Source organism: Candidatus Hydrogenedentota bacterium (assembly GCA_016791475.1).
Taxonomy (GTDB): Bacteria; Hydrogenedentota; Hydrogenedentia; order Hydrogenedentales; family JAEUWI01; genus JAEUWI01.
This window is the reverse complement of sequence record JAEUWI010000345.1, coordinates 254-590: the sequence shown is the minus strand read 5'-3', so window position 1 is coordinate 590 and position 337 is coordinate 254. Positions and strand designations below refer to the sequence as shown.

General features: G+C 73.9%; 1 protein-coding gene. It reads right to left on the bottom strand.

Annotated elements, in window-relative coordinates:
- Positions 1-337: glycosyltransferase (locus JNK74_29595; protein ID MBL7650328.1), on the bottom strand; the 337-nt coding region annotated here is incomplete at both ends.

Genomic DNA, 337 nt, shown 5'->3' with positions numbered 1-337 from the left:
AAAGGCGGCCAGGGCGGCGGCGCGGGGGGTGTCGGGGGCCAGGGCCAGGGCGCGCCGGGCGCTGTCGCCACCGGCCTGGGCGCGGCCCAGGCCCAGCTCGAGTTCGGCCTGGCGAGCGTGGGCGAGGGGGTCGTCGGGGCTCAGGGCGGTGGCCCGGCGGGCGGCTTCGGCGGCAAGTTGCTTGCGGAGGCCGTGCTGACTGAGCAGCGTTTCCAGATGGGCCGCCAGTTGATCTTCACTGCCAGGATCAAACAGCAGGCCGCTCACGCCGTCGGCGATGAGTTCCGGCACGCCTCCCACCCGCGATCCGATCACGGAGCATCCGCAGGCCATGGCT